Raw genomic sequence first — 22111 nt, 5'->3', positions numbered from 1 at the left:
CAAGCCAAAGCCAGATCCATGCCAGACAAGCCGGCGCCGCGTGTCGCGGGCAATCAGGCCGGTGGGAGCGGGGGCTGGGGATGCGCCTGGCGCAGCGCCTCCAGAAAGGCCCGCGCCGCCCGCGGCGCCGAGGGAGACGCCCGCGTCACCGCGACGAACTGCACCGGGTAGCTGGCGTCTGCCGGCCCCACCCGCTGCAGCCGGCCTTCGCGCAGGAAGACGGCCGCATAGTGGTCCGGCAGGAAGCCGAGGAAGCGGCCGGACAGGATCAGCAGCGCCAGCGCCTCCTGGTCGGTCACCGTGGCGGTGCGCCGCAGGCCGAAACGGTGCGTGACCTCCATGTTCGGGGAATGGAAGGCCAGGCCGGCGTAGTCGTGCCGGCGCAGTTCGTCCCAGCCCACCGCATCGGCCGGCCGGCCGAACAGCGGGTGGCCGGCGCCGCAGTACAGCCACATGGTCTCGGGGAACAGCGGCAGGTAGTTCAGGCTGTCGGAGCGCCGGTGGTCCGGCACCACCGCCAGGTGCAGGCGACCGTCGATCACCGCGGTCTCCAGCGCATTGAGCGAGCCCACCGTCACATCCAGGGTGACCTGCGGCGCCTGGTCCCGGAAATCGGCCAGGGCCTGGTGCAGGCGCGCGGCCGGGTTGGTGGCGATCTTGTCGAACAAGCCCAGCGCCAGCGGCCCCTTCAGATCGGCGTGCAGGTCGCGCACATCGGCCCGGAAGCCGTCCAGTGCCGACAGCAGGCGCAGCGCGGCGTCGTAGACGCGCTGGCCGTCGGGCGTGAGCGCGAAGCCGCTGCGCCCGCGCCGGCACAGCACCAGGCCCAGGCGCTGCTCCAGATCCTTCACATGGCGGCTGACGGTGGAGCGGCCGATGTTGAGCTCCAGCTCGGCCGCCGCCAGCCCGCCGCACTCCACCACCGACTTGAAGATGCGCAAGAGGCGCAGCTCGGTGTCGCCCACCTGCCCCAGCAAGGCCTTCTTCACCATGAAGGTTTCAATCCTCTGCGCGTGATTGGTCAAAGATTGCAGTTTATGCAAACCAACACACTGAACAGAATGGGCCTTTTACGGAGCCCCACCATGGACATGAGCACCCTGCCTGAGCAACCGCTGACCGAGGCCCAGCTGAAGGCCCACTGGATGCCCTTCACCGCCAACCGCGCCTTCAAGAAGGACCCGCGCATCCTGGTGGGCGCCAAGGGCGTGTACTTCACCGACGACCGCGGCCGCCAGGTCTTTGACGGCCTGTCGGGCCTGTGGACCTGTGGCCTGGGCCACGGCCGCAGCGAGATCGCCGAGGCAGTGGGCCGCCAGGTGAGCACGCTGGACTACGCGCCGGGCTTCCAGTTCGGCACCAAGGGCTCCTTCCAGCTGGCCGAGCGCATCGTCTCGCACATGCCCGCCGGCCTGGAACATGTGTTCTTCGCCTGCTCCGGCTCCGAAGCGGCCGACACCTCGCTGAAGATCGCCCGCGCCTACTGGCGCCAGAAGGGCCTGGCCAGCAAGACCCGCCTGATCGGCCGGCTCAAGGGCTACCACGGCGTGAACTTCGGCGGCATCAGCGTGGGCGGCATCGGCGGCAACCGCAAGATGTTCGGCGAAGGCCTGCAGTGCGACCACATTCCGCACACCCAGCTGGCCCGCAACGCCTTCAGCCGCGGCATGCCGGAAAACGGCGCCGAGCTGGCCAACGAGCTGCTGGACGTGATCGCCCTGCACGACGCGTCCAACATCGCCGCGCTGATCGTCGAGCCCTTCTCCGGCTCGGCCGGCGTGGTCATCCCGCCGGTGGGCTACCTGCAGCGCCTGCGCGAGATCTGCACCCAGCACAACATCCTGATGATCTTCGACGAGGTCATCACCGGCTTCGGCCGCGCCGGCGCCTGGACGGGCTCCGAGGCCTTCGGCGTCACGCCCGACATGGTCAACTTCGCCAAGCAGGTCACCAACGGCACCATCCCCATGGGCGGCGTGGTGGTCAAGGGCGAGATCTACGACACCTTCATGTCGGCCGGCGGCCCGGAGCACGCCATCGAATTCCCGCACGGCTACACCTACTCGGCCCACCCGGTGGCCTGCGCGGCCGGCCTGGCCACCTTCGACCTGCTGGAGAAGGAACACGCAATCCAGCAGTCCAAGGAACTGGCCCCGTACTTCGAGAACGCGGTGCACAGCCTCAAGGGTGCCAAGCACGTCACCGACATCCGCAACTACGGCCTGGCCGCCGGCCTGACCATCGCCGCCCGCGACGGCGACCCCAGCATCCGCCCCTGGGACATCGGCCTGAAGTGCTGGGAGAAGGGCTTCTACGTGCGCTTCGGTGGCGACACCATCCAGCTGGCCCCGCCCTTCATCACCACCCCGGCCCAGGTGGACGCGCTGGTCAACGCGCTGGGCGAAGCGCTGAACGCGACGGCCTGACGACACCGGGCCAAGCCCCTGCGGTCGTCACGCTTGTGCGATGACAGCCGCAGGAGGCTGCGCTACAAGGGCATTCCCACACATCCACAGGGAATGCCATGCTCCTCAAACTGCTGTTCGCGGCCGGCTGCTGTGCCGCCGCCTCCGCCACCCTGGCCGCCGAGGCCACCGTCACGCTGCAGGCGGCCAACCCCGACGGCCCCGGCACCACGCTGGGCACGGTGAAGATGGTGGAGACACCCTACGGTCTGGCCTTCTACCCCACGCTGCAGGGCCTGCCGCCGGGCCTGCATGGCTTCCACGTGCATGAAAAGGGCTCCTGCGCCCCGGCCGAGCAGAACGGCAAGCCGGTGCCCGCGGGCGCCGCGGGCGGCCACCTGGACCCGGCCGGCAGCAAGAAGCACGGCGAGCCCTGGGGCGACGGCCACCTGGGCGACCTGCCCCCGCTCTTCGTGGCGGCCGACGGCACCGCTGCCCAGCCCGTGCTGGCCCCGCGCCTGAAACTGGCCGACGTGCAGGGCCACGCCCTGATGGTGCATGCCGGTGGCGACAACCACTCGGACCACCCCGCCCCGCTGGGCGGTGGCGGGGCGCGCATGGCCTGCGGCGTCATCCCGGGCTGAGCGTACTCTGCATCACGCCCTCACGGGTGTTATCTAGCTGATGATCCAAGCCACGTCATTCGGCCGGTTTGAGCCCGTTTTCGTAGACATTGGCGCTGGAATCGGGGCCTACACGAGGGCAGTTTTCACTCATGACCTGCCCTTGTGTCCACAAAATCACACCTCGCGGACTGCACCGCGTACGCTGCGTAGGTGGAAGTCTCAATGGAATGCGAGCTCTGTTGCCGCGCATCCACGGGTGGAATACAGACTAGGGGCGGGCTGATAAACGGAGCCACTTCACTTGTTCTCCCTGACTCCCCAGACCGATGTTCACTGCCGAAAAGCCCTCTCTCCGCATCGACCTCCAGCTGCTAGTGGACAGCGTTGTTGCTGCCGAATTTGATGCCGCTGTCTGGGAACCCGTTGACGCGAACAGCCCTGGAAGGATGGAGCTTGCTTGTACGACCCCGTTCGATGCCTTCGCCGTCATGGCAGCAGGGCCATATCAGCTTCGCGGCGTTCTCGGGAACACCACGCTGACAGCCGACGGCGTTTGGCTGAAGGCATTCGAGCGGGAACATCATCCGGACAGAAGGCACGCGCGGCCGACCTTGTACCTGGACCAAATCTACGAGCTCGACATCACGCAACGCTATGGCTCCGGTTCGGAGGAGCATTGCAGGGAGGTAGAGTACTTTCTGACCCCTTGCAAGCTCCTCAACCCTGCGTCGATGGTCGAGAGACACCCGAATGGACAGGTGAACCGAACCGCCATCCATCGCATCGAATGTCAGCACCCGCACCTTGGCCTGTTGGCGTTTGACCAAAGGCACGGCCTAGTTGAGACCGAGCCAGGCGTCAGGTCTGAGACAACCACGCTTGCACTCATACTGAACAGGCCTGTGTCTGCGTCGGCCTCGCTGGAAGAGGTTGACACTGCCGTGCGTGAGGCACTGCTTGTTGCAGGCTTCGCGGCGCGGTACCCAACTAGAGTGTGGGGAAGGCAGTGGGCAGACAGAAACACGGTGTCGCGTACCTACTTTCAAGCACTCAGTTCGTGGACACCGCATTGGCCCCAGCCGCCACGGGACGAGCTAATTCCTAAAGCAGTGCTATCGAACTTCCTGACGCAGGCGCTGGCGGCCGCTGCCAAGCTCTCCGCAAACCAGCGGGAGTCAATACGGCAGGCGCTTATGGTTGTTCACAGCCAGCACGGCACCCTGGAGGATCAGTTCCGTTCTGTGTTCTCCGCGCTAGAAGGCCTGTGCGTGGAGTTCGATGACTCAGGCGGTCAACGCCTCTCTGCCGCAGAGAGGGCACGGAACCGGAAGATTCGCCAAGCGGTCCTGCACGCGCTCAATGCGCTCAAAGCGAGCGACCCCTCGATTGACGTGGGTCCAACTCAACGCAGGCTCGACAGGATCGGTGCGCCGCCTGACCGACGGTTCCGGAGCTTCATCGAGGCGTTTGATGTGCCGGTAGCCGACCTGTGGCCAGCTTATCGAGATGAGTCACCCGGACTCGACCTCTACTCGATTCGGAATCGACTCTCCCACGGCGCGCCGTTCTCAGAAACGGACATGAACTCCATCCATGTGGCACTTGAGCATCTCAAGCTTCTGGTCGAGCGCTGCGTGCTCCGAATATTCGGCTGGGACGTGTCGGCGTCCGATGCTTCACCGACCTCCGTCAGCTCATTTATGTCGTCGAACGCGACACAGCAGTACAGAGCTGCTCTTGTCTGACAAAGGCCCCCCGCTCGGGGCCCTTGTGCTGTCCGGTCGAGGCTGGGGGCGTCAGCCCTGCAGCTTCCAGTGCAGGGTCTCACCGCCGCGCAGCGGCTTGAGGCTGGCGTCGCCGAAGGCCACGGCCTCCGGCAGGGTCCAGGGCTCGCGCAGCAGCGTCACGGTGCCGGCGTTGCGCGGCAGGCCGTAGAAGGCCGGGCCGTGCTCGCTGGCGAAGCCTTGCAGCTTATCCAGCGCGCCCGCGGCCTCGAAGGCCTCGGCGTACAGCTCCAGCGCCGACAGGGCGGTGTAGCAGCCGGCGCAGGCGCTGGCGTGTTCCTTCAGGTGCGCCGGGTGCGGCGCGCTGTCGGTGCCCAGGAAGAAGCGGTCCGAACCGCTGGTGGCCGCGGCCACCAGGGCCTGGCGGTGCACTTCGCGCTTCAGGACGGGCAGGCAGTAGTAGTGCGGCCGCAGCCCGCCCTGGAAGATGGCGTTGCGGTTGTAGAGCAGGTGGTGGGCGGTGATGGTGGCGGCCGTGAAGGCCCCGGCGCCGGCCACGTAGTCGGCGGCCTCCTTCGTGGTGATGTGCTCGAACACCACCTTCAGTTCGGGGAAGTCGCGGCGCAGCGGCTGCATCACGCGGTCGATGAACACCGCCTCGCGGTCGAAGATGTCCACCTCGGGGTCGGTCACCTCGCCGTGCACCAGCAGCAGCAGGCCGGCGCGCTGCATGGCCTCCAGCGTCGCGTAGGTCTTGCGGATGTCGGTGACGCCGGCATCGCTGTTGGTCGTGGCGCCCGCGGGGTAAAGCTTCAGCGCCACCACGCCAGCGGCCTTCGCCGCGGCGATCTCGCTGGCCGGCGTGTTGTCGGTCAGGTAGAGCGTCATCAGCGGCTCAAAGGCCACGCCCACCGGCACCGCGGCCTGGATGCGCTCGCGGTAGGCCAGGGCCTGGGCCGCGGTGGTCACCGGCGGCTTCAGGTTGGGCATGATGATGGCGCGGCCGAACTGGCGCGCCGTGTGCGGCACCACGGCCGCCAGGGCTGCCCCGTCGCGCACATGCAGGTGCCAGTCGTCGGGGCGGGTGATCGTCAGGGAGGTGGGAGCGCTCATGGGGGAATTGTCCCATCGCGGGGCCGCCCCCCAGGCCCGAAACCTGCATGCATTTCACGTGCATTGCATCGACAATCGATTCACCCATATAGCACCACCATGCCGCCCAAGGCCCGCACCGCTGTCTCACCACCGCCCCCTGCTGCCAGCGCCCCGGCGCCGGCGCGTCGGCCCGATCCGCTGTTCAACCAGTCCCTGGAAAAGGGGCTGGAGGTGCTGCGGGCCTTCGACGCCGCGCACCGCACGCTGACCCTGGCCGAACTGGCCGGCCTGACAGGGATGAGCAAGGCCTCGGCCCAGCGCACGGTGCACACGCTGCAGGTGCTGGGCTATGTGGGCAAGCACCCGCAGACCCGCCGCTTCCAGCTGCTGCCCAAGGTCATCGAACTGGGCTTCAACTACATCGCGGCCCATCCGCTGATCCGCACCGCCCATCCTTACCTGTCACAGCTGGCCAATGCCAGCGGCGAGACGGCCAGCCTGACCGAGGCGGTGGGCACCGACATGGTCTATGTGGCGCAGCTGCTCACACCCAAGTTCATCCCGGTGCTCACGCCGGTGGGCATGCGGGTGCCGATGTACTGCACCAGCTCGGGCCGGGCCTGGCTCAGCTGCCTGGACGAAGCCCAGGCCCGGGCCCTGCTGGAGGCCGCGCCGCGGCCGGCCCGCACGGCCGCCACGCTGACGGCGGTGGACGACATCCTGGCCAAGGTGGCCGAGTGCCGCCGCATTGGCGTGGCCACCAACTGCGAGGAGCTGTTCCTGGGCGACATGGGCATCGGCGCCCCGGTGGTGGACAGCCGCGGGCAGCCGGTGGCCGCGGTGCACATCGCCCCGCCCACCAGCCGCTGGACGCTGGACGAGGCCCAGCGCAAGCTCGGCCCCATGGTGATCGAGTGCGCCCGCGCCATCTCGCAGGCGATGGCGCACTGAGGCGCTGGGGCGCCGCCGAGCGCCCCAGGGGCCTCAGGCCACGCGGCCGGCCCGCTCCAGCATGGCCAGCAGCAGCACATCGGCCCCGCCGGCCAGGTGCTCGGGCTGGGCATCCTCGATCTCGTTGTGGCTGATGCCGTCCTTGCAGGGCACGAAGATCATGCCGGTGGGGGCGATGGCGCTGACGTAGACCGCGTCGTGCCCGGCGCCACTGACCACGTCCATGTGCGGCAGGCCCAGGGCCTCGGCCGCATGGCGCACGCTGGCCACGCAGTCGGCGTCGAACTGCGCCGGCTCGAACTTGCACACCTGCTGAAGGACCACCTCGCACTGGCAGTCCCGTGCCAACGCGGCAAAGCCCTCGCGCATCGCGGCGTCCATGCGGTCCAGGCCGTCCTGTGACAGGTGCCGGAAGTCCACCGAAAAGCGCACCTCGCCCGGGATGACGTTGCGCGAATTCGGAATCACCTGCGCGAAGCCGACCGTGCCCCGGCCATGCGGCGCCTCGTCCAGCGCAATGCGGTTGACCCGGTCGATCATGCGGGCCGTGGCCAGCAGGGCGTCATGGCGCAGCGCCATGGGCGTCGGGCCGGCGTGGGCATCCTGACCGGTGACGACCACGTCGTACCACTGCTGCCCCAGGGCACCGGCCACCACGCCGATGGGCCGCCCCACCGCTTCCAGGATGGGCCCCTGCTCGATGTGGGCCTCGAAGTAGGCCGCGAACATGCCCCCGGGCACCTCGCCGGCCGGCACCGGGCCACGGTAGCCGATGCGCGCCAACTCGTCTCCGACGCTCAGCCCGTCGATGTCCCGCTGGGCCCGCACGAAGTCGGGCGTGAACACCCCCGTGAAGGCGCCCGAGCCCATCATCACCGGCGTGAAGCGCGAGCCCTCCTCGTTCATCCAGAAGGCCACCTCGATCGGTGCGCGGGTGCGGATGCCGCGGTCGTTGAGCGTGCGCACCACCTCCAGGCCGGCCATCACGCCGTAGTTGCCATCGAACTTGCCGCCCGAGGGCTGGGTGTCGATGTGGCTGCCGGTGGCCACCGCCGCCGCCTGCGGGTCGGTGCCGGCACGGCGGCCGAACACATTGCCCACCTCGTCCACACGCACGCTCAGCCCGGCCTCGTGGAACCAGCGGGTGACGAGATCGCGCGCCTGGCGGTCCTGGTCGGTCAGCGCCAGTCGGCACACACCACCCTTGGGCGTCGCACCAACTTGGGCCAGGTCCATCAGGGATTGCCACAGCCGTGCGGCATCGATTCGGGGCATTTCAAGGCTTGTCATCGCGATTCATCCAAACAGGAAACAGGATGGGGCCGACGCTGCAAGAAGCACACCACAGTATCTCTATAGACTATGTACATACCGATAAACGCGACAGATAAATCGAACATCGATTTTTACGTTTCTTTCTGGCATACCGCTTGCTTCACCTGACCCATCCTTCCACCCCCTCGACGAGGTACCCAGTGATGTCCCCGACCCCGCGTTTCCCGTCTTCCCGATCGGCCCTTCTGGGCCTGGCCCTGGCCGCCACCTTCGGCGCCCTGGGCAGCAGCAACGCCCTGGCCCAGGAGAAGGTGCTGCGCATCGCGATGACCGCTGGCGACATTCCCCGCACCTCGGGCCAGCCCGACCAGGGTTTCGAGGGCAACCGCTTCACCGGCATCCCGATGTACGACGGGCTGACCCAGTGGGACCTGAGCTCGGCCACCAAGCCCAGCGCCGTCATTCCCGACCTGGCCCTGTCCTGGGCCGTCGACCCCAAGGACCACACCAAGTGGGTGTTCAAGCTGCGCCCGGACGTGAAGTTCCATGACGGCTCGCCCTTCAACGCCGACGCCGTGGTCTGGAACGTGCACAAGGTGCTCGACAAGAGCGCGCCGCAGTACGACCCGGCCCAGGTGGGCGTGACCGCCTCGCGCATGCCCACGCTGCGCAGCGCCCGCAAGATCGACGACCTGACCGTCGAGCTCACCACCAGCGAGCCCGATGCCTTCCTGCCGATCAACCTGACCAACCTGTTCATGGCCTCGCCGGCCGCCTGGCAGAAGAAGTACGACGCCGTCCCCGCCGGCGTGACCGACCATGCCGAGCGCAGCAAGCAGGCCTGGACGGCCTTTGCCGCCAACCCCTCCGGCACCGGCCCGTTCAAGGCCGCCAAGTTCGTGCCGCGCGAGCGCCTGGAGATGGTGAAGAACCCCGAGTACTGGGATGCCAAGCGCCGCCCCAAGATCGACCGCGTGGTGCTGCTGCCGCTGCCCGAGGCCAACTCGCGCACCGCCGCCCTGATGTCCGGCCAGGTTGACTGGATCGAGGCCCCGGCCCCCGACGCGCTGACCACCCTGCAGCAGCGCGGCTTCAAGCTCTACTCCAACCTGCAACCGCACATCTGGCCGTGGCAGTTCTCCTTCCTGCCGGGCTCGCCCTGGACCGACGTGCGCGTGCGCCAGGCCGCCAACCTGTGCGTGAACCGCACCGCGATGAAGCAGCTGCTGGGCGGCATGATGGTCGAGGCCACCGGCATCGTGGAGCCCGGCCACCCCTGGCGCGGCCAGCCGAAATTCCAGATCAAGTACGACGTCCCGGCCGCCCAGGCCCTGATGCAACAGGCCGGCTACGGCCCCAACAAGCACCTGAAGGTCAAGGTGCAGACCTCGGCCTCGGGCTCGGGCCAGATGCTGCCGCTGCCGATGAACGAGGTGATCCAGCAGAACCTCAAGAGCTGCTACATCGACGTGGACTTCGACGTGGTCGAGTGGAACACCCTGTTCTCCGGCTGGCGCCTGGGCGCCAAGGACCCGGGCGCGCACGGCGCCAACGCCACCAACGTGACCGCCGCCACGATGGACCCCTTCTTCGCGATGGTGCGCTTCGTCAGCACCAAGGCCTTCCCGCCGGTGTCGAACAACTGGGGCTACTTCAGCGACCCGAAGGTGGACGCCATCGTCGAGAAGGCCCGCACCAGCTTCGACGACAAGAAGCGTGACGCCGCCCTGGCCGAGCTGCACACCGAGATCGTGAACCAGGCCCCGTTCCTCTTCGTGGCCCATGACGTCGGCCCGCGTGCCATGTCGGCCAAGGTCGGCAACGTGGTGCAGCCGCAGAGCTGGTTCATCGACATCGCCACGATGACCCTGAAGTGATGGCCCTGGAGGGCTGCCGCCACGCGGCGGCCCTCCGCCTTCCACCCCGCACGCGCCGCCGCCCATGCTTGCCTACCTGCTCCGCCGCATCCTCTACACCCTGCCCATCCTGCTGGGCGTGGCCCTGGTGTGCTTCGCCCTGGTGCACATCGCCCCGGGCGATCCACTGGTCTCCGTGCTGCCGGCCGACGCTTCGGCGGAGCTGCAGGCCCAGCTGCGCACGCTCTATGGCTTCGACCGCCCGCTGCCCGAGCAGTTCGCCCGCTGGGTCTGGCGCGCACTGCACGGCGACCTGGGTCTGTCCATCGCCAACAGCCGGCCGGTCTCGTCCGAGGTGATGACCGCCGTGGTCAACACCCTGCGCCTGGCCCTGGTGGCCACGCTCATCGGCTTTGTCCTGGGCAGCCTGTTCGGCTTCGTGGCGGGCTACTTCCGCAACTCCTGGCTGGACCGCCTCGCCTCGGCCGTGTCGGTGCTGGGCGTGTCGGTGCCGCACTACTGGCTGGGCATGGTGATGGTCATCGTCTTCTCGTCCCTGCTGATGTGGCTGCCCGCCACCGGCGCCGGCCCCGGCGGCTCCGAGGACTGGGCCTGGGACTGGGACCATGTGCAGTTCATGGTGATGCCGGCCATCACCATGTCGGTGATCCCGATGGGCATCATCGCCCGCACGGTGCGGGCCCTGGTGGCCGAGCTGCTGGACCAGGAATTCATCACCGGCCTGCGCGCCAAGGGCCTGTCGCACGTCGGCGTGTTCCGCCACGTGCTGAAGAACGCCGCGCCCACCGCGCTGGCTGTGATGGGCCTGCAGCTGGGCTACCTGCTGGGCGGCTCCATCCTGATCGAGACCGTGTTCTCCTGGCCCGGCACCGGCTTCCTGCTCAACCAGGCCATCTTCCAGCGCGACCTGCCGCTGCTGCAGGGCAGCATCCTGGTGCTGGCCCTGTTCTTCGTGCTGCTGAACCTGCTGGTCGACGTGATGCAGACCCTGCTGGACCCGCGCATTGCCCGCCAATGAACCCGCCCGTGAACCCGCCCGTGAACCGATCCTGAGGACACCGACATGAACACCCTTGCCTCTTCCTCGGTGGCGACAGAGCCGGCCCCGCCGCGCAGCCGCGGCTACTGGGCCTCCGTGCTGGGCCGCTTCGTGCGCAACCCGGTGGCCATGGGCGCCGGCCTGCTGCTGCTGGCCCTGCTGCTGCTGGCCCTCTTCGGCCCGCAGCTGGCGCCGGCCGATCCCTATGCCAGCTCAATGTTCAAGCGCCTGCAACCCATCGGCACCCCCGATTACCCGCTGGGCAGTGACGAGCTGGGCCGCGACCTGCTCTCGCGCCTGATCGTCGGTGCCCGGCTCTCGCTGTTCGTGGGCATCACGCCGGTGCTGCTGGCCTTCGTCATCGGCACCGCCATCGGCGTGCTGGCCGGGTACGCCGGCGGCGTGACCAACACGGTGATCATGCGCACGATCGACGTGTTCTACGCCTTCCCCTCCGTGCTGCTGGCCATCGCGCTGTCCGGCGCCCTGGGCGCGGGCATCTTCAACTCGCTGGTCTCGCTGACCATCGTCTTCGTGCCGCAGATCGCCCGCGTGGCCGAGAGCGTCACCGCCCAGGCCCGCCACCGCGACTACGTGGAAGCCGCGCGGGCCACCGGCGCCAGCGCCTTCACCATCGTGCGGGTGCATGTGCTGGGCAATGTGCTCGGGCCCATCTTCGTGTACGCCACCAGCCTGGTCGCGGTGTCGATGATCCTGGCCTCGGGCCTGTCCTTCCTGGGCCTGGGCGTGAAGCCGCCCGAACCCGAGTGGGGCCTGATGCTCAACACCCTGCGCACGGCCATCTACACCCAGCCGCTGGTGGCGGCGCTGCCGGGCGCGATGATCTTCATCACCTCCATCTCCTTCAACCTGCTGTCGGACGGCCTGCGTTCGGCCATGGACCACAAGGGCTGATCCCATGAACACGCCTTTCCTGCCTGCTGAAGACGTCGGCGGCCCGGCCCAGCCTCTGCTCACCATCCGCGGCCTGACCAAGCACTTTCCGCTCAAGAAGGGCGGCCTGGTGCGCGCCGTCGATGGTGTGGACTTCGAGGTGCTCAAGGGCGAGACCCTGGGCGTGGTCGGCGAATCCGGCTGCGGCAAGTCCACCACCGCGCGGCTGCTGATGCAGCTGCTGGCCCCCACGGCGGGCGAGGTGATCTTCGATGGCCGCGTGGTCGGCACGCGCGACCTCTCGCTCAAGGACTTCCGCCGCCAGGTGCAGATGGTCTTTCAGGACAGCTATGCCTCGCTCAACCCGCGCCTGACCATCGAGGACTCGGTGGCCTTCGGCCCGCAGGTCCATGGCGTCTCGCGGCGCGAGGCGGTGGCCCGCGCACGCGACCTGCTCTCGCGCGTGGGCCTGGCGCCCGAGCGCTTTGCCGAGCGCTACCCGCATGAGCTCTCTGGCGGCCAGCGCCAGCGCGTCAACATCGCCCGTGCCCTGGCGCTGCAGCCGCGCCTGGTCATCCTGGACGAAGCCGTCTCGGCACTGGACAAATCGGTTGAAGCCCAGGTGCTGAACCTGCTGCAGGACCTCAAGCGCGAGTTCGGCCTGACCTATGTCTTCATCAGCCACGACCTGAACGTGGTGCACTACATCAGCGACCGGGTGATGGTGATGTACCTCGGCCAGGTGGCCGAGATCGGCCCGTCCGACACCCTGTTCCGCCAGCCTGGCCACCCCTACACCGGCGCACTGCTGTCGTCCATGCCGTCGATGGACCCGGACCACCGCACGGAGAAGGCCCCGCTGGCCGGCGACCCGCCCAACCCGATCAACCCGCCCACGGGCTGCCGCTTCCATCCCCGCTGCCCGCAGGCCGCGGCCGTCTGCAGCCAACGCGCCCCCGTGCACACCGCACTGGACAGCCACCATGTGGCGGCCTGCCTGATGCACGAGGCCGGCAGCGGCCACCCCGGCGCCCCGGCCACCCTGCCCCAGGCCGCCTGAGGAGATCCCGATGAGCACCCCCGCCCCCTCCCCGGCTTCCCCCCTGGCTGTGGCCCCCTCGGCCGAACCGCTGATTGACGTGCGCGACCTGCGCGTGACCTTCACCGGCGGCCGCAAGCCCGCCCAGGTCGTCAACGGCGTCACGCTGCAGGTGCCGCGCGGCCAGTCGGTCGCGCTGATCGGCGAATCCGGCTCCGGCAAGAGCGTGACGCTGCGCACCCTGCTGCGTCTGCACCCCGAGCGCCGCACCCGCATGGAAGGCCAGGTCCGCATCGGCGGGCGCGACATCCTGGCCATGAAGGAGAAAGACCTGTGTGCCTACCGCGGCAAGGTCACCTCGATGATCTTCCAGGAGCCGCTGCTGGCCCTGGACCCGGTGTACCCGGTGGGCGCGCAGATCACCGAATCCCTGCGCCGGCATGAAGGCCTGAGCGCTGCCGCCGCCGAGGCCCGCGCGCTGGAACTGTTCGAGCGGGTGCGCATTCCCAGCCCGGCCCAGCGGCTCAAGGCCTACCCGCACGAGATGTCCGGCGGCATGCGCCAGCGGGCCATGATCGCGCTGGCCCTGGCCTGCAACCCGCAGGTGCTGCTGGCCGACGAGCCCACCACCGCGCTGGACGCCACGGTGCAGATCCAGATCCTGCTGCTGCTGCGCGAACTGCAGCGCGACCTGGGCCTGACCATCGTCTTCGTCACCCACGACATCGGCGCCGCCATCGAGGTGGCCGACCGCATCGCCGTGATGTACGCCGGCCGCATCGTCGAGGAGGGCACGGCCCGCGAGCTGATCCACGCCCCGCGCCATCCCTACACCCGCGCCCTGCTGATGAGCCGGGCCCACGGCGCGATGGAGCGCGGCGCGCCGCTGCAGACCCTGGCCGGCGCACCGCCGGACCTGACCGCCCTGCCGCCCGGCTGTGCCTTTGCCGCCCGCTGCAGTCTGGCCGATGCCGGCTGCCGCGCCAGCGCGCCGGAAGCAGTCGAGCTCACGCCCGGCCACGTGGTGCGCTGCCTGCGTCTGGCCGAGACCGCCACCCCCGTCCTCTGAACCCAGGCCACCCGCCATGTCCTTGCACGATCCCTCCCGCGGCTTCCTCCCCTACCCCGACGCTCCGGTGCCCCATGCCGGCACCGGCCCGCTGATCGGTCTGTCCTTCGGCGTGAAGGACCTGTTCGACGTGGCGGGCTACCCCACCGGCGGCGGCAACCCCTTCGTGCTGGCGGCCTCGGGCATCAAGACCCGCACCGCCCCCACGGTGCAAAAGCTGCTGGACGCCGGCGCCCGCATGGCCGGCAAGACGGTGACGGACGAGTTGGCCTTCTCGATGAACGGCAACAACGCTCACTTCGGCGCGCCCATCAACGGCGCGGCGCCAGAGCGCATCACCGGCGGCTCCTCCTCGGGTTCGGCCGCTGCCGTGTCCTGGGGCCTGTGCGACTTCGCGCTGGGCACCGACACCGGCGGCTCGGTGCGCGCGCCGGCCAACCACTGCGCCCTGTACGGCCTGCGGCCCACCCACGGCCGGGTCAGCCTGGAAAGCGCCCTGGACCTGTCCCCCAGCCTGGACACCTGCGGCTGGTTTGCCCGCGACGTGCAGACCTTTGCCCGCGTGGCCGATGTGCTGCTGGCGGACGACCCGGCCCCGCTGCCGGCCACCGTGCGCCTGCTCAAGCCCACCGACATCTGGGCCCTGGCCGAACCGGGCGCGGTGGACGCGCTGGCGCCTGCCCTGGCGCAGGTGGAAGCCGCACTGAGCGCCGCTCAGCCTGCCACGGCAGTGCTGGATTCGCTGGACGCGATGTACTGGGCCTTCCGCCACGTGCAGGGCCGCGAGGCCTGGCTGGTGGATGGCCCGCTGATCGAACGCTACGCCCCGCCGCTGGGCCCGGGCGTGGCCGAGCGCTTTGCCTGGTCCAAGCAGGTCACCGATGCGCAGGTCACCGAGGCGCGCGCCTTCCGCACCCGCTTCCGCGCCCACCTGGCCGCCCTGCTGGGCACCGATGGTGTGCTGGTGCTGCCCACCATGCCGGACATCGCGCCGCTGCGCAGCACGTCCGAGGCGGACCTGGAAACCTACCGCAACCGCGCCACGCAGATGCTCTGCATGGCCGGGCTGTCGGGCTTCCCGCAACTGTCGATGCCGCTGGCCCGGCGCGACGGTGCGCCGCTGGGCATTTCCCTGTTGGGGCCGGCGGGCAGCGACCGCAGCCTGATCGCCCTGGCCGAGCGCATCGCCGCCGCGGCCTGAGGCCAGGCAGACCGCTCAGCGGCCGCCGTTCAACCCAGGTTCAGTTCGACCGGGGTGTCGAGAGCCTGCTCGTCGCAGTCCACGGTGTCGGCACCGCGCTCGATGACGACGAAGTCCCCTTCGTCGATGGCCAACAAGGCGTGGTGCCAGGTGCCCGGCGCGAGCACGAAACCCTGGTCGCCCCGCACCTGAAAGGCCTGCAGGGCCTCCGCGTGCAGCGGTGCGTCGGCCGCAGCCACCACGATCACGCAGCGCGCCCCCGCCAGGGGCACGAAGGTCTGCGAGCCCAGGCGGTGACGCTCCAGTTCACCCAGGCGCAGCGGGAACGGCCGGGCCTGGGCATGAAACAAGGTCAGCAGTGGGTGGCCGCCTTCTGCCTGCACGCCCAGGTCGGCCAGCAGGTCGTGGCGGCGCGAGGTGCCGCCATTGATGAGGCGCCCGCCGGGCTCGGCGGGGCGTTCGATCACGGTGCCGAACGGCGCGAAGCCCTCGGCCGTCAGCGGCACCGGCACCAGGCGACGCATGGCGCGCCGCCGCTCAGTGCGCCAGGATCTTGGACAGGAAGTCCTTGGCGCGCGGGCTGCGGGCCTCGGGGTTGCCGAAGAAGTCTTCCTTCTTGCAGTCCTCGATGATCTTGCCGGCGTCCATGAAGATGACGCGGTTGGACACCTTGCGGGCAAAGCCCATCTCGTGCGTCACGCACATCATGGTCATGCCTTCGTTGGCCAGCTGCACCATCACGTCCAGCACCTCGCCGACCATTTCCGGGTCCAGTGCCGACGTGGGCTCGTCGAACAGCATCACGATGGGGTCCATCGACAGCGCGCGGGCGATGGCCACGCGCTGCTGCTGGCCACCGGAGAGCTGACCGGGGAACTTGTCCTTGTGCGCCATCAGGCCCACGCGCTCGAGCATCTTCAGGCCGCGCTTCAGGGCGTCGTCCTTGTTGCGGCCCAGCACCTTGATCTGGGCCAGCGTCAGGTTCTCGGTCACCGACAGGTGGGGGAAGAGCTCGAAGTGCTGGAACACCATGCCCACGCGGCTGCGCAGCTTGGGCAGGTTGGTCTTGGGGTCGGACAGGCTGATGCCGTCGACCACGATGTCGCCCTTCTGGAAGGGCTCCAGCGCATTGACGGTCTTGATCAGCGTGGACTTGCCGGAGCCCGAAGGGCCACAGACCACCACCACCTCGCCCTTCTGGATGCTGGTCGTGCAGTCGGTCAGCACCTGGAAGCTGCCGTACCACTTGCTGACGTTCTTGATCTCAATCACTTCTATCTCCTGAACTGGGTACCGTGCCCACCAAGGGCCGGCGTGGATCCGGCTTCGCCGGTCCGCTGCCGGAGCCCCCTCGGGGGGCAGCGACCGGCAGGGAGCGTGGGGGTCTCATCTCACGATGGCGATCTTCTTTTGCAATTGCCGGACCAGCATGGACAGGCTGAAGCAGATCACGAAGTAGACGACGGCGGCGACCAGGTAGGTCTCGACGGGACGGTTGAAGTTCTTGCCGGCCACCTCGAAGCCCTTGAGCAGGTCGTAGGCGCCGATGGCGTAGACCAGGGACGTGTCCTGGAACAGCACGATGGTCTGAGTGAGCAGCACGGGCAGCATGTTGCGGAAGGCCTGCGGCAGCACCACCAGCTGCATGGTCTGGCGGTAGGTCATGCCCATCGCGTAGCCCGCATAGGTCTGCCCCTTGGCCACGCTCTGGATGCCGGCGCGCATGATCTCGGAATAGTACGCCGCCTCGAACACCGTGAAGGTGATGACGGCCGACAGCTCGGCGCCCATGGGCTCGCCGGTGAGCAGCGGCAGCAGCAGGAACACCCACAGGATCACCATCACCAGCGGGATGGAGCGCAGGGTGTTGACGTAGAAGGACGCCGGGCCCACCAGCCAGGGCTTGCCCGACAGGCGCATCAGCGCCAGCACGGTGCCCAGGGCGATGCCGCCCAGCATGGCCACCAGGGTCAGCTCGATCGAGAAGATGAAGCCCTTGGCGACGAAGTCCGACAGGACCTGCCAGCTCAGGAAGGAGAAGTCGAGGTTGATCATCTCAGTGCGCCCCCACCATGCCCGGCACGCGCAGCTTCTTCTCGATGACGAGCGCCACGCGGTTGACGGCGAAGGCCGAAATGAAATACAGGCCGGTGACGGCCAGGTAGACCTCGATGCCGCGCGAGGTCTCTTCCTGCGCCTGCATCGCGAACATCGTCATCTCGGCAATGCTGACCGCGAAGGCCACGGCCGAGTTCTTGATGATGTTCATCGACTCGCTGGTGAGCGGCGGAATGACGATGCGCATGGCCATGGGCAGCAGCACATAGCGGTAGGTCTGCGGCAGCGTCAGGCCCAGGGCCAGGCCGGCATAGCGCTGGCCCTTGGGCAGGCTCTGGATGCCGGCCTTGACCTGTTCGGCCACCCGGGCCGAGGTGAAAAAGCCCAGGCCCAGCACGACCAGCACGAAGCTGGGCACGCCCTTGAGCGGCGGCACCAGGGCCGGCACCACGTGGTACCAGAGGAAGATCTGGACCAGCAGCGGAATGTTGCGGAAGAGCTCCGTCCAGGCATTGCCCAGGAACACCAGGCCCTTGTGGGGCACGGTGCGCAGGATGCCCATCAGGGCCCCCACGATGAGGGCCACGGCCAGGGCGCAGAAGGACACGCTCAGTGTCCAGCCCCAGGCCGAGAGCAGCCAGTCCAGATAGGTGATGTCGCCGTTGCTACCGAAGCAGCCCGGCATCACCTCGCCATCGATGGTGTTGCGGCAGAAGACCTGCCAATCCCAATTGCCCAACGGATGTTCTCCCCCGCGTGACCCTCAAAACCTGTGCCCCGGCATCACCGGCTCAAAGCCAGCCGCCGGGGCACGCCCCGTTCAAGCGCTTACTTCTTCGCCGCGTAGTCTTCCATCGGCTTGTCGTTCGGATGCGCCCAGGCTTCCTTGGTGGCTTGCGACATCGGCAGGCCCACGGCCACATTGGCCGGCGGGATGGGTTGCATGAACCACTTGTCGTACATCTTGGCCAGGTCGCCGTTCTTCATCATGGCCTTGATGCTGTCGTCCACCGCGGTCTTGAAGGCCGGGTCGTCCTTGCGCAGCATGCAGGCAATGGGCTCGACCGACAGCACTTCGCCGACGATCTTGTAGTCCTTCGGGTTCTTGGACTTGCTGATGTTGCCGGCCAGGATCTGACCGTCCATCACGAAGGCATCGGCGCGGCCCGATTCCAGCAGCAGGAAGCTGTCGGCGTGGTCCTTGCCATAGAGCTCCTTGAAGTCCAGGCCGGTGGCACGCTCATGCTTGCGCAGAGTCTGGACCGAGGTGGTGCCGGTGGTGGTGGCCACGGTCTTGCCGGCCAGGTCCTTGATCGAGGTGATGCCCGAATTGGCCTTCACGGCAATGCGCACTTCCTCGACGTAGGTCGTCACGGCAAAGGCCACGTCCTTCTGGCGAGCGCGGTTGTTGGTGGTGGAGCCGCACTCCAGGTCCACGGTGCCGTTCTGCACCAGCGGGATGCGGTTCTGCGAGGTGACCGGCTGGTACTTCACGGTGATCGAGCTCATGCCCAGCTTCTTGCGGATGTCCTGCGCCACGCGCTCGGCCATCTCGGTGTGGAAGCCCACGTACTTGCCGTTGCCCAGGGTGTAGGCCAGGGCACCGGACGACTCACGCACGCCCAGCGTGATGGTGCCGCTGTCCTTGATCTTCTTCAGGGTGTCCGTCGTCTCGGCATGGGCGGCGGTGCCCAGCACGGCAGAGAACACCGCCAGGGCGAGGGCGGTGCGGCGGGTGGTGAAAGCAAAGCGGGTCTGTGACATCACAACTCCATCAAGGACAAAAAAAACCGGGGGCACCGTCGCTGCCCGTCAGGGCGAGGGACGGTCGTCCGGCTGGCGGAACAACTTGAGCAGCGCCTCCGACGGAGGCCAGTTGAGGTTGAGCCCCTTGGGCGGAATGGGGCGCTGGAACCAGCGGGTGTAGATCTTCGATGCCTCGCCCGAGGTCATCAAGCGGGTCAACGCGCGGTCCACCACGGCCTTGAAGCCGGGGTCGTCCTTGCGCATCATGCAACCGTACACCTCGGCCGACATGGGCGTGCCGGTGACGATCCAGTCGTCCGGGTTGCGGGCCTTGGCGCGCTCGCCATAGAGCAGCGCGTCGTCCAGCATCAGCGCATCCACCTGGCCGTTTTCCAGGGCCTGGAAGGCATCGCCATGGTCACGCGCCGTCAGCAGCTGAATGCGGCTGCCGTGCGACTCGTTGTAGCTGCGCAGCAGGCGTTCGGACGTGGTGCCCGAGGTGACCACCACGCGGCGGCCGGCCAGTTCGGGGAAGTCCCGCGGCCCGCCATCGCGCTTGACCAGCAGCCGCGTGCTGATGACGAAGAAGGAGGTGGAGAACGCCACCTGCGTGGCCCGTTCGGTGGTGTGCGAGGTGGAGCCGCATTCCAGATCGACCGTGCCGTTCTGCACCAGCGGAATGCGGTTCTGCGAGGTGACCGGCACCAGGCGCAACGTCAGCGCCGGCAGCTTCAGCTCGGCCTTGATGGCATCGGCCACCTTGAGCATCAGGTCCTGCGAATAGCCCACCACCTGGCGCTTGTTGTCGTAGTACGAGAACGGCACCGAGGACTCGCGGTGGCCCAGGTTGATGGTGCCCGTCTCGGCAATGCGGGCCAGGGTGGGCGAATCCGGCTGCGCCGGGCTGACCGCCTGCGGCGCGCCCCGTGCGGCCACGCCCAGCCCCGCCAGGCCCAAGGCCAGGCAGCAGGACAACAGGGAGCGGCGCACCGAAAACATGAGGGCCACTCTTGCAGGCAACGTGCCAGGCCCATTGACGCGGCGCAACACGCGCCCAAGTGCCTGTCGCATCATGGGCGCTGGTCTGGCGGCCGCCCACCCGGCGGCCCCACCTCGGACGGATTTCCGTTCGCCCGTCGATCCAGGCGGACGGAAATCCGTTCATCCCCCTCTCCCCTTCCCTCCTGCCCTGCCCCCCAAAGGCACCGCTTTGCGCTAGGGTGGGCGCATGCAAGACCTGCTTCTTCTGCTGCAGGGCCTGGAAGTGGAACTGCACCACCCCGGCACACGCTGCAGCCCCTCGCGCCTGGACGCGCTGCTCCATCCCCAGTTCCACGAGATCGGCCGATCCGGCCGCGCCTACGACCGAGAAACGGTGCTGGGCTTTCTCGCCTCCCTGAGCGAACACCCGCCGGTGGTGTCGGAGGGGTTTGAGGTGGCGCTGCTCGCACCCCAAGTCGCCCTGCTGACTTACCGCAGCGCCCATCGGCAGACCGATGGGACTTTGCACCTGCACACCCATCGGTCGTCGGTTTGGGTGCAGGACGGCGATGGATGGCGGTTGAGGTATCACCAGGGGACTCCAGCAGCCGATGCGTGGTGATTGACGCTCTCGGCCAAGGCGAAAGTTCGCGAATGGCAGCGCTCGCCCAGCGCTGTCGACAAGTGGACTGACGCTGAGTCACGTCATGGCATGCCGCCCTGTCTGCGGGTCAGCGCTCTTACCCCCAAATGGGGGGATCTTGATGCTTTTAACGCCACTGCACGGAATGTTATCCTGCATTAATCAGAAAAATATCAGACCCGACAAGGACTTGGCAACCCATGCACTGGAATGTTATCCGTCACACCAGGATGTTATGCGTCACTTTTGACGTATATAACTAGTTAGACCTAAGCATGCCTTATCAGCCAGAAGTTGACGTAGTCGCGACATTCCATCTAGCGCTTGGCAAGGCTGTGAGCGAGTTTCACAAGTTTGAGCATCTACTCGCGGTCATTCTTTGCGTAGTAAAGAATGAGGAATTTCGAAGCATCGAAGAGGCGTGGGAGGCTTTGGATGTCGACTACAAGAAAACTCTAGGAAAGCTGAACAAACAATTAAACGCTAACGTCTACTTTGTCGAGACTCTTCGCTTTCATCTTGCTGAAATTGTCCATGAAAGGAACTGGATCGTTCATAACCTGCCACGGGCTATGTACTTGTTCACCGATTCAAAGTATGAGTTCCAAAGATTGATATCACGACTGGGCCACGCTCGGGAGTCCTGCGCTAGCATCAGATCAATGATCGAGGAGTGGTTCTTCAACCATGAAGAGTACAAAGCAAAGTTGCATAGTCTTCCCGCTACAGTTCTGGCTAACTTTCAGGCACTCAAATCGGTCTAACCCTGCAGTCGAGAGGGACAGCCAACAAGCTGCGCTTGTTGGTCCCCTCCGCGCTACGCGCTCCGGCTGCCCCTCACTTCCACGTTGATATGGCTTCTTCCTGTCAAGGGGCAACACTGATTTCTCCGCGCAGCGGATGTTGAATTCAAACCCGTTGCCGGACGGGGAACGCGACGGAGCCCGTTGGATGCCACCCGATGTGGATGCGCGACGGTTGCTCATGCTGATATGCGCGGGTTGGGTACCGCAAGACAGGTGTTCGTCGCAGGGCTGCCTCGGTCTAGGGGCTGAGATTGCGCGCTGATCGTTGCCGGTCAGCGGCTCACCAATAACGTTTGCGAGGATTCCCTTGATGGCCGTGGCTGCGCCGCGCCAACCGGAGGTCTACACCTCGCGCCCGATGGCCCAGACGAAGCCGGCGAGCTCCCGAGCCACCGCCACCACGGCCTTGGTCTTCATCACGCGCCGGGCCAACAGACGCTTGAACTTGCTGTTCAGGCGGGTCTGGGCCTTCCAGGCGATGTCGGTGATGGCGGAGGGCAGGCCGTCATGGCGCCGGGCGATGATGGGACTCACGCGCGGGCCGGCTTGGTAGTGCCAAGCCACCTCCACCAGCATGCGGCGCACCGCGCTGTTGCCTGCCTTGGTGATGCTGCCCTGGCGTCGCTTGGGGCCGGAACTGTGCTCCCCGGGCACCAGGCCCACATAGGCCATGAGCTGACGC

General features: G+C 67.5%; 21 protein-coding genes. 11 read left to right on the top strand and 10 right to left on the bottom strand.

Annotated elements, in window-relative coordinates; translation table 11 throughout:
* Positions 1–53: 53 nt before the first annotated feature.
* Positions 54–992: a LysR family transcriptional regulator gene (locus M0L44_RS02735; RefSeq protein WP_252768088.1), complete on the bottom strand. Its 939-nt coding sequence runs from the start codon at positions 990–992 to the stop codon at positions 54–56.
* 93 nt (positions 993–1085) lie between these two features.
* Between M0L44_RS02735 and aptA the strand changes: the two genes are divergently transcribed.
* The 3 genes from aptA (at position 1086) to M0L44_RS02720 (ending at position 4776) form a co-directional block, all read left to right on the top strand.
* Positions 1086–2426, top strand: a complete 1341-nt coding sequence (gene aptA, locus M0L44_RS02730; protein WP_252768087.1) for an omega-aminotransferase AptA — start codon at positions 1086–1088, stop codon at positions 2424–2426.
* A 98-nt stretch (positions 2427–2524) separates the two neighbouring features.
* Positions 2525–3049 (top strand): superoxide dismutase [Cu-Zn] SodC, encoded by a 525-nt coding sequence (gene sodC, locus M0L44_RS02725; RefSeq protein ID WP_252768086.1) that lies wholly within the window; start codon positions 2525–2527, stop codon positions 3047–3049.
* Between the two features lie 308 nt (positions 3050–3357).
* Positions 3358–4776, top strand: coding sequence for a hypothetical protein (locus tag M0L44_RS02720; RefSeq protein WP_252768085.1), 1419 nt, complete (start codon positions 3358–3360; stop codon positions 4774–4776).
* A 51-nt stretch (positions 4777–4827) separates the two neighbouring features.
* On the opposite strand, the gene pyrC is transcribed toward M0L44_RS02720, so the two are convergent.
* Positions 4828–5868: a dihydroorotase gene (gene pyrC, locus M0L44_RS02715; protein WP_252768084.1), complete on the bottom strand. Its 1041-nt coding sequence runs from the start codon at positions 5866–5868 to the stop codon at positions 4828–4830.
* A 99-nt stretch (positions 5869–5967) separates the two neighbouring features.
* Here pyrC and M0L44_RS02710 point away from each other — a divergent pair, with 99 nt between their 5' ends.
* Positions 5968–6801, top strand: coding sequence for an IclR family transcriptional regulator (locus tag M0L44_RS02710; protein WP_252768083.1), 834 nt, complete (start codon positions 5968–5970; stop codon positions 6799–6801).
* Positions 6802–6834: 33 nt separating this feature from the next.
* Here the strand turns inward: M0L44_RS02710 and M0L44_RS02705 are convergent, their stop codons facing one another.
* Positions 6835–8091, bottom strand: a complete 1257-nt coding sequence (locus tag M0L44_RS02705) for a Zn-dependent hydrolase (protein ID WP_435526380.1) — start codon at positions 8089–8091, stop codon at positions 6835–6837.
* A gap of 188 nt (positions 8092–8279) precedes the next feature.
* On the opposite strand from M0L44_RS02705, the gene M0L44_RS02700 reads away from it, so the two are divergent.
* The 6 genes from M0L44_RS02700 (at position 8280) to M0L44_RS02675 (ending at position 15195) form a co-directional block, all read left to right on the top strand.
* The gene (locus M0L44_RS02700) at positions 8280–9953 is read left to right on the top strand and encodes an ABC transporter substrate-binding protein (RefSeq protein WP_252768081.1); all 1674 of its coding nucleotides are present in this window, start codon (positions 8280–8282) and stop codon (positions 9951–9953) included.
* Between the two features lie 64 nt (positions 9954–10017).
* Positions 10018–10971 carry an ABC transporter permease gene (locus M0L44_RS02695; RefSeq protein WP_252768080.1) on the top strand — a complete coding sequence of 318 codons (954 nt, stop codon included), beginning with the start codon at positions 10018–10020 and terminating at the stop codon, positions 10969–10971.
* A 45-nt stretch (positions 10972–11016) separates the two neighbouring features.
* A complete protein-coding gene (locus tag M0L44_RS02690; protein ID WP_252768079.1) occupies positions 11017–11907 on the top strand; it encodes an ABC transporter permease in 891 nt (296 codons plus the stop codon).
* Positions 11908–11911: 4 nt separating this feature from the next.
* Entirely contained in the window at positions 11912–12946 is a 1035-nt protein-coding gene (locus M0L44_RS02685; RefSeq protein WP_252768078.1) for an ABC transporter ATP-binding protein, read from the top strand.
* Positions 12947–12956: 10 nt separating this feature from the next.
* Positions 12957–13994 carry an ABC transporter ATP-binding protein gene (locus M0L44_RS02680; RefSeq protein ID WP_252768077.1) on the top strand — a complete coding sequence of 346 codons (1038 nt, stop codon included), beginning with the start codon at positions 12957–12959 and terminating at the stop codon, positions 13992–13994.
* A 16-nt stretch (positions 13995–14010) separates the two neighbouring features.
* On the top strand, positions 14011–15195 hold the full coding sequence (locus M0L44_RS02675) for an amidase (RefSeq protein ID WP_252768076.1): 1185 nt from the start codon (positions 14011–14013) through the stop codon (positions 15193–15195).
* 29 nt (positions 15196–15224) lie between these two features.
* On the opposite strand, the gene M0L44_RS02670 is transcribed toward M0L44_RS02675, so the two are convergent.
* From M0L44_RS02670 to M0L44_RS02645, 6 genes are all read right to left on the bottom strand, one after another.
* Complete coding sequence (locus M0L44_RS02670) at positions 15225–15719, bottom strand: ureidoglycolate lyase (RefSeq protein WP_252768075.1); 495 nt, start codon at positions 15717–15719, stop codon at positions 15225–15227.
* A 13-nt stretch (positions 15720–15732) separates the two neighbouring features.
* Positions 15733–16467 carry an amino acid ABC transporter ATP-binding protein gene (locus tag M0L44_RS02665; protein ID WP_252768074.1) on the bottom strand — a complete coding sequence of 245 codons (735 nt, stop codon included), beginning with the start codon at positions 16465–16467 and terminating at the stop codon, positions 15733–15735.
* A 114-nt stretch (positions 16468–16581) separates the two neighbouring features.
* On the bottom strand, positions 16582–17250 hold the full coding sequence (locus M0L44_RS02660; protein ID WP_252768073.1) for an amino acid ABC transporter permease: 669 nt from the start codon (positions 17248–17250) through the stop codon (positions 16582–16584).
* A gap of 1 nt (position 17251) precedes the next feature.
* Positions 17252–17938, bottom strand: coding sequence for an amino acid ABC transporter permease (locus M0L44_RS02655; RefSeq protein ID WP_252768562.1), 687 nt, complete (start codon positions 17936–17938; stop codon positions 17252–17254).
* A 143-nt stretch (positions 17939–18081) separates the two neighbouring features.
* Positions 18082–19017: a transporter substrate-binding domain-containing protein gene (locus M0L44_RS02650; RefSeq protein WP_252768072.1), complete on the bottom strand. Its 936-nt coding sequence runs from the start codon at positions 19015–19017 to the stop codon at positions 18082–18084.
* A 48-nt stretch (positions 19018–19065) separates the two neighbouring features.
* The gene (locus M0L44_RS02645) at positions 19066–19998 is read right to left on the bottom strand and encodes a transporter substrate-binding domain-containing protein (protein WP_252768071.1); all 933 of its coding nucleotides are present in this window, start codon (positions 19996–19998) and stop codon (positions 19066–19068) included.
* A gap of 229 nt (positions 19999–20227) precedes the next feature.
* On the opposite strand from M0L44_RS02645, the gene M0L44_RS02640 reads away from it, so the two are divergent.
* Positions 20228–20602, top strand: coding sequence for a nuclear transport factor 2 family protein (locus tag M0L44_RS02640; protein WP_252768070.1), 375 nt, complete (start codon positions 20228–20230; stop codon positions 20600–20602).
* 1169 nt (positions 20603–21771) lie between these two features.
* Here the strand turns inward: M0L44_RS02640 and M0L44_RS02635 are convergent.
* Positions 21772–22111: transposase (locus M0L44_RS02635; RefSeq protein WP_252768069.1), on the bottom strand; the 340-nt coding region annotated here is incomplete at its 5' end.

This window comes from Ideonella oryzae, from assembly GCF_024055665.1.
Taxonomy (GTDB): Bacteria; Pseudomonadota; Gammaproteobacteria; order Burkholderiales; family Burkholderiaceae_C; genus Ideonella; species Ideonella oryzae.
The sequence above is the reverse complement of the archived record's forward strand: the minus strand, read 5'-3'. Positions and strand labels throughout refer to the sequence as shown.